This is a genomic window from Methylobacterium sp. AC315, assembly GCF_979253755.1.
Genome location: NZ_CEEDEA010000049.1, coordinates 1 through 6,041, shown reverse-complemented (window position 1 = coordinate 6,041; position 6,041 = coordinate 1). Strand labels below are relative to the sequence as shown.

The window sequence follows — 6,041 nt, the reverse complement described above, 5'->3', positions numbered from 1 at the left end:
CCTGCATCCTGCATGAGCCGGGATCGGCAAAGCTTGATCGGATGCCAAACCTTCAGCACCGAAAGTGCGGAAGAACCCCAATTGGACGCCGATCCCCCGCCTCACGGGGTCAAGGTTGCACGCCGAAACACACCGTGGTCGAGAGAAGCGTTCTGCAGATGCTGTGCGAGGACGTGCTCGGACCGGCTTCGGATACGCATCGCGAGCTTATCGCGAGCGAAGCGAAGCGGACGGAGGGTGGGCGACAACTTCGGCGTACGTCGCTGGAACGCCGCTTCGTCTCCATCGAGCGGCGACTCGAGCGGACTTTGGATCCGGTGTCGACCGCCGGCTTCTCGATAGAACGCCTGCTTGCGGAGCGTGTCCGTCTGGAAAGTGCCCTCGTAGCGACCAGCGAGGAGCTCTCCCAGCTCCGACCGTCCGCGGCAATCGCGGAGGATCACGCTCCGGAGGATCTGCGAAGGGCATTCGCGGAAGTGGCCCGACGGGTGCCGTTTCGAGCGTTGGACGAACGGGACCGGCAGATCATCAGGAGCTTCCGGAGCCTCGTCGTCAGGATCGAATTGGATCTCGATCGAGCCGATCGCGGGTTTCGGCTGATCATCCAGGTCCGATCGCATGCGCACCAACAGGCGCAAACCGTTCGAACGATCGACCGGGTGTTCGACGCGCCGAGATTCGGCGTTCTGGGCGATCCGTCGAAAGCCGCGGCCGCCGATCACGCGGCGCGGGTCGGCTTGTTCGCTTTGGCCGACGACGACTGGGAGCTGGTGGAGCACCTTTTCCGAGATTACCGGTCCCGTAGACTCGGCCCGAGGCTTCTGCTCGATGCGATGTTGTTCCACGCCTGGACTGCGGTGCCGGTTTCCGCCACGCCGAAATACTTCGGCAACCCGGTAACCCTGCAGGCAGCTGCATCGCGTCTCGTGAAGACGGGGCTGTGGGATCGCGTCGTGTCCCTTCTTCAGACACACGCCAGTCCAACCGTCGCCGATCTGGATGTCACGATCTTCGATCGCTGGAAGGCGCAGAGGCCCGAACGGCTTCCGTAGGTGGTAGCTGGGCGAGGCGGGAAGAAAACGCGTTCGCTCCACTCCCGCTTCCGGAAATGAATGAACTCTCGCGGACCGTCCAAGAGGAACGCGTCCGTGAAGAGGGGGGCGTGCTCCGGTCGATCGAACGGCGACCGCATACGAGCTCCTCGACGCCGAACCTAAGCGTCGGACGCCGCATCAGCCGAATGTCGTCCGCTCGCTACGCGATCGGATCCCCGAAAACCCATGACCGAAATACGTCCGCAGGGTCGACGAACCTTCGCGTCGGTCGATATCGTAGGAATATGTTCATGAACCGAAACGATCAGGGTTCGGCATCCCCGACGCTGAAGCAGTCCAATCTCGATCTGCTTTCGCCGTCTTGGCTGGCGGCGCATACGCGAGCCAAGGCGGAAGAGCACAAGCCGCGCCTTCGTGCGGTGATCTACGCTAGGTACTCGACGTCGAACCAGGATGAGAACAGCATCGAGCGACAGATCGAAGCGTCCTTGAGATACATTGAAACGATCGGAGCCGAACTCGTAATGCCGGCCGACAGCTTTGTCGATCGCGCGAGATCCGGTGCCTACATGATCGGACGAGACGGTCTGAATGATCTGCTTTCGAGGGTCGCAGGTAACACGTTCGACATCGTCGTCGTCGAGGATGCCGACCGACTCTCGAGAGATCTGGGGCATCTCGGGGAAATGTTCCGGACGCTCGAATATCACCGCGTGCAGTTGCATGCCGCCATGCGCGGCAGGCTCGGGCTTGCCGAGATCGCGATGTATGGGTTCCTATCCGCGGAACAACGGGAACAGCTCAAGGTCCGAAGTCGAAAGGGGTCGATCCTGGCGGCCAACGAAGGACGGGCTCCGAAGGGCGCGATCTTCGGATATGCCTCCGCTCCACAGGGCCATGGCTATCTGGTCGTCGACGAAGCTACCGCGGCGATCGTCCGGTTCATCTACGTCACCTTCGACGAAGGCGTTCCGGTCCGTGAGATCGCCCGCCTGCTCAACAACGACGGCGTCCCGAGCTCGTACGGAAAAACCTGGAGCGCCGCTGCGATTCGAGGTTCGGCCAAAGACGGCACCGGCCTCCTGAGGAACCATCGCTACAAGGGTCTGCTCGTCTACAATCGAACGGAGACGCGCAGGCATCCGAATTCCGCCAAGCGGCATCTGCTCGTAAGGCCGCGTAGCGAATGGGTGGTAAAGCAGGTCCCGGAGTGGAGGATTGTCGACGACGAACTGTGGGATCGCGCTCAGGAGCGTTTGGTCGGCATTTCCGAAACCACTCGGATGAGAGCGGCCCCGGCGCGGCGAAGCAAGCACGAGCCGCTTCTTCCGTATGCCATTCACTGCCGCTGCGGCTCGCGTATGATCGCGCTCACGAAAAACGCGGTAGAAGGGCGGCGGCTGGTTTGCGAAAGCCATGCCGAGAAGAAAACGTGCGCGATTGGGCACAGCGTCGGACTCAAGTATGTCGAGCGGAACCTCCTTCGCTTGATCCGAGACCGGGTTCTCGAGAGCGGGGTCGTCAAGCTCTTCGAGGAGGAATATCGGGCGGAGTGCATCCGCATCGAACGGGAGGTCGAACTTCAACGACAGGAATTGAAGTCAGCGATCATCCAACTCGATGGTCGGATCGAGAAGACCTGGGACGAAGGTTCGATGGCGGGTTTCTCGAACGAGAGGATCGCGGCCTGGCGTACCTCGTGGGAGGCCGATCTCGCGGACAAGCGGCAACGGCTGCTGCGGTTGCCGAGGACGGACAAGCATCTGATGTTGTCCGCGGACCGCGCCTGCGATCTTCGACGTGCCCTTTCAGACCTCGTCGCGCGCATTCCTTCGTCGTTGGAGACGGTTGAGGATCAAAGGCTTGCTGCAGCCATCCGCCGCCTCGTTCCGCGAGTCGACCTGGAGTTTGCACCGGGTGGACGTGGCTACACGCTGCGCGTGGAAGCGCGGCTCGATGGGCTCCTCGAAGCCACCGACAGGAGCGGTCGTCAGGTACCGGTTCTGCGCCGGATCGAAGAGACGTTCGGGCCGACGGAATGGGGACGGATGGCGGATCCGGATCGACGCGCAAGGATGGCGGCGTTGGCGGAGAGCGGGGTACAGGCTCTTTCCGACGAGGATTGGATGGCCATAAGTCATTGCTTCGAGCAGCTCGACCTCAGGGCGATCGATGCGAGGTCGCTTATGGACGCGGGCTTGTTCCACCTGAGGAACGATGTCCCCCTCTCGAAGCTTCCGAGCTTTTACGGGAACCGTGGAACCGTTCTCCAGGCACTGGGGCGTATCGTAAGGAGGGGTATCTGGGCCTCTGCAACCGCGATCTTGACGGATCGCGGCAGCGTAGCGGTCGAAGGCTTGGTGCTGACAGCCTTCGACCATTGGCGGCAGTGACGGACGAGAGGCTCGACGAGCGGTCCGGGTCGGCGGAAAGACGCCTCTGGGACCGACGGCCGTCTTTTAGAACGGACGTCCAAGCTCGTGATCTACGGCGTCGCGGTCCGCCGCGAACGTGCGGCGACCCTTGCGAGGCGGCACTTTTCCCTACGCGCCATCACTTCCGCCGGCAGAACTTCGGCTATGGGTCCATAGCAGATCCGGAGTCGCCCCCCCGGTGCCGGACGAATGCAGGTGAAGACCCTCCAGGAAGGCGAGAAGATCGACCATGACCCATTCGCCTTCGCCGTCGTCGCCCGCCCTGACGGTTACTCCCTCTGAGACCTCGATCATGAGCGTCATCTGGAAGATGAGTAGAATGATGCGGCTCATGATGTCATGCCGCTCGATCCGGGCTTGATCGGATCGCCCTCGGATTCGCGCGTGGACCGTGTCGTTATCTGGCCACGCGAGCATCTCCTGTCCGTGAACGACATGGTTCCGGAATGTTCTGACTAGGGCGGCGCAGAATGTGATCGTATCGTCCCCGCCCCACTTCTCGGGGTTTGATGTCAGAGCTTCGATGTCTGCGTCCATGTCGCCGACTACGGCACACGCCGCAAGTGCGGCATCTCTGGCGGATCGAAGGGCTGCAGGCATGGCGAAACTAACGTCCAAGCGAAGCATGAGCTCGCGGGACAGCATCGTCTCGGTCATCTTTCTGGCGCCGCCACCCTTCTGGTTGCTAAGGGTCGATATAATACGCGCCGGCAAAGTCTGCTTTTTGATCATGCATTCGAATGCGGTCCAGACGAAATTGAATCGCAGGGACGACTTCATCAACGCATCGGCTACGTCATCCATCATCCCGTCGAAAAGACTCCACCCCCCGCAGTGATTGCTCCGATCTTGAATGAAGAACGAAGTGTCTGATCGAACGGATTGGATAGCCTGCGCCATGAACAGATTGTATTGAACCTGTTCCCATCGACGTGGATGTGAGTGCGTGAAGATGTTTTGACATTCAAGTTCTGATATGCTTCGATAGACACTGGAAATGTGAGATCGTATGTCGATGTAACAATCTTTGACGTGATCATCTTTTTTGTGCTTGCATCCATCAACTATGGCCCTGGGCGTGCATGTGCATTTGGGAGAAGCGGGACCACTCATCTTGACGGCTTCGAGCATCACTGGAACCATTGTAGCGAATATTCTTTGATCAGCAGCTTCCTCAATCATGCTTATCCGAAGTGAACAAAAGACTTACGGCACCGTTGGTTGACCAAAATCACTTAACACAACGTGCATGGACAACATCGACAAGTGTCGTCGAGATCAATTCGCGTCACCGGTATCTTCGCGGCTTCGCAGCTTGTCGCCAATCATCGCGTTCTCGTACGGAGGGCTGTCGTCGGCCGATCGGTGAATGGCCGTTTGCTGGTCGAACGTGAATCCGCCCTGCAACCCGAGTGTAAGAATGATGATGGGCGCATAGAGCGCCACTTACGCTTGCACGGAAGCCCCGAGGATTGAGGTGCGGACCATTCGGCAGCGGACCCACCCCAACGGCATCTCCATGGACGCAATCGCCTTGGCCGGACGACCGTTGAGGTCGAATAGGCTTGGGTATTGCCCATTCGCCTTCCCAGCCGCCTTTTTTGAGGCGGATGATCGGCCCTTCTCGATGATCGCATGTAAACAGAACGCGGAGACGTCGAATGCTTGGTCACGCGGCTCGCGAGGTTCGTGCCCGCGGATCCGACCCGGTGGCGTGCAAATGCCACCGTACGCCGCGCCCAACGCGACCCGACAACTGCCAATCCCGACGTGATACTGCGATTGCGTTTTCGACGATGCCCAAGCGGCCATGCAGCCGTGGTAGCCGGCACCATCATCGATCTCCGCAACCCCCATTGAAGGCCCTTCGCCAGCTCATTGTGGTCAGATGACTAGAGTCTTAAATATGTGCCGGACGCAGCTGCAGCTCAGGCCACGGCAAGAACAAAAGCGGCTTTGTCCATTGGGGTAGTAGATCAATTCCTTGCGCGATCTGAAAAATGGTCACGAGACAATCACTATCAAGAATACTAAGGTATTTAAACTTATTGAGGTTTTGCCGAAAGATGGAGATCTATCTTTTTCGCTTAACCCAGAGTTTTGGTCGACTGAACGTGGCAGCTGTTTGCGAGTGCCATGCTTGATTCAAGGTATGAGCTTGTGTCTGAACCCACAATCGCGGTGCGGCCGGCGCGGGTGTGATCCACTGTGCCTACATGAAGATTCCTCTTTTGGGGCCGCATCAGATTCTGTGTCCCGTCGGGCGCCGCCGCAACGGAGGCGCCATGGTAAAGGGCAATGGGGCGACAGCCAGGATTGGCTGCCAGTTCTCGGTCTACGACACTAACGGGGCCGCGTCGCCGCCCAGCGCCAGGTCGAGGACGGCCAGAGTACCTTCTGCGGTCGCCTGCTTCACCTGCGGGTTGAGCGTGGCCCCGCCGGTCAGGGGGGCGGTCTGTCAAACAGCGTTGAAGATTGGTTCTTCCGCACTTTCGGTGCTGAAGGTTTGGCATCCGATCAAGCTTTGCCGATCCCGGCTCATGCAGGATGC

The 6,041-nt window shown here is 59.7% G+C and carries 4 protein-coding genes; 2 read left to right on the top strand and 2 right to left on the bottom strand.

The features are described from left to right. Positions 1–134 precede the first annotated feature (134 nt). Together AC0IY0_RS28515 and AC0IY0_RS28510 are read left to right on the top strand one after the other, a co-directional pair. Positions 135–1,052 carry a hypothetical protein gene (locus AC0IY0_RS28515; protein WP_471766437.1) on the top strand — a complete coding sequence of 306 codons (918 nt, stop codon included), beginning with the start codon at positions 135–137 and terminating at the stop codon, positions 1,050–1,052. A gap of 293 nt (positions 1,053–1,345) precedes the next feature. Continuing rightward, a complete protein-coding gene (locus AC0IY0_RS28510) occupies positions 1,346–3,448 on the top strand; it encodes a recombinase family protein (protein ID WP_471766436.1) in 2,103 nt (700 codons plus the stop codon). Positions 3,449–3,598: 150 nt separating this feature from the next. On the opposite strand, the gene AC0IY0_RS28505 is transcribed toward AC0IY0_RS28510, so the two are convergent. Next, a complete protein-coding gene (locus tag AC0IY0_RS28505; protein WP_471766434.1) occupies positions 3,599–4,672 on the bottom strand; it encodes a hypothetical protein in 1,074 nt (357 codons plus the stop codon). Positions 4,673–4,768: 96 nt separating this feature from the next. Beyond that, entirely contained in the window at positions 4,769–4,936 is a 168-nt protein-coding gene (locus AC0IY0_RS28500) for a hypothetical protein (RefSeq protein WP_471766433.1), read from the bottom strand. Positions 4,937–6,041: the final 1,105 nt, after the last annotated feature.

What these genes read in the sequence shown, in the direction of transcription:
- AC0IY0_RS28510 (WP_471766436.1), top strand. Translation starts at nt 1,346, where the DNA reads ATGAACCGAAACGATCAGGGTTCGGCATCCCCGACGCTGAAGCAGTCC.
- AC0IY0_RS28505 (WP_471766434.1), bottom strand. Translation starts at nt 4,672, where the DNA reads ATGATTGAGGAAGCTGCTGATCAAAGAATATTCGCTACAATGGTTCCA.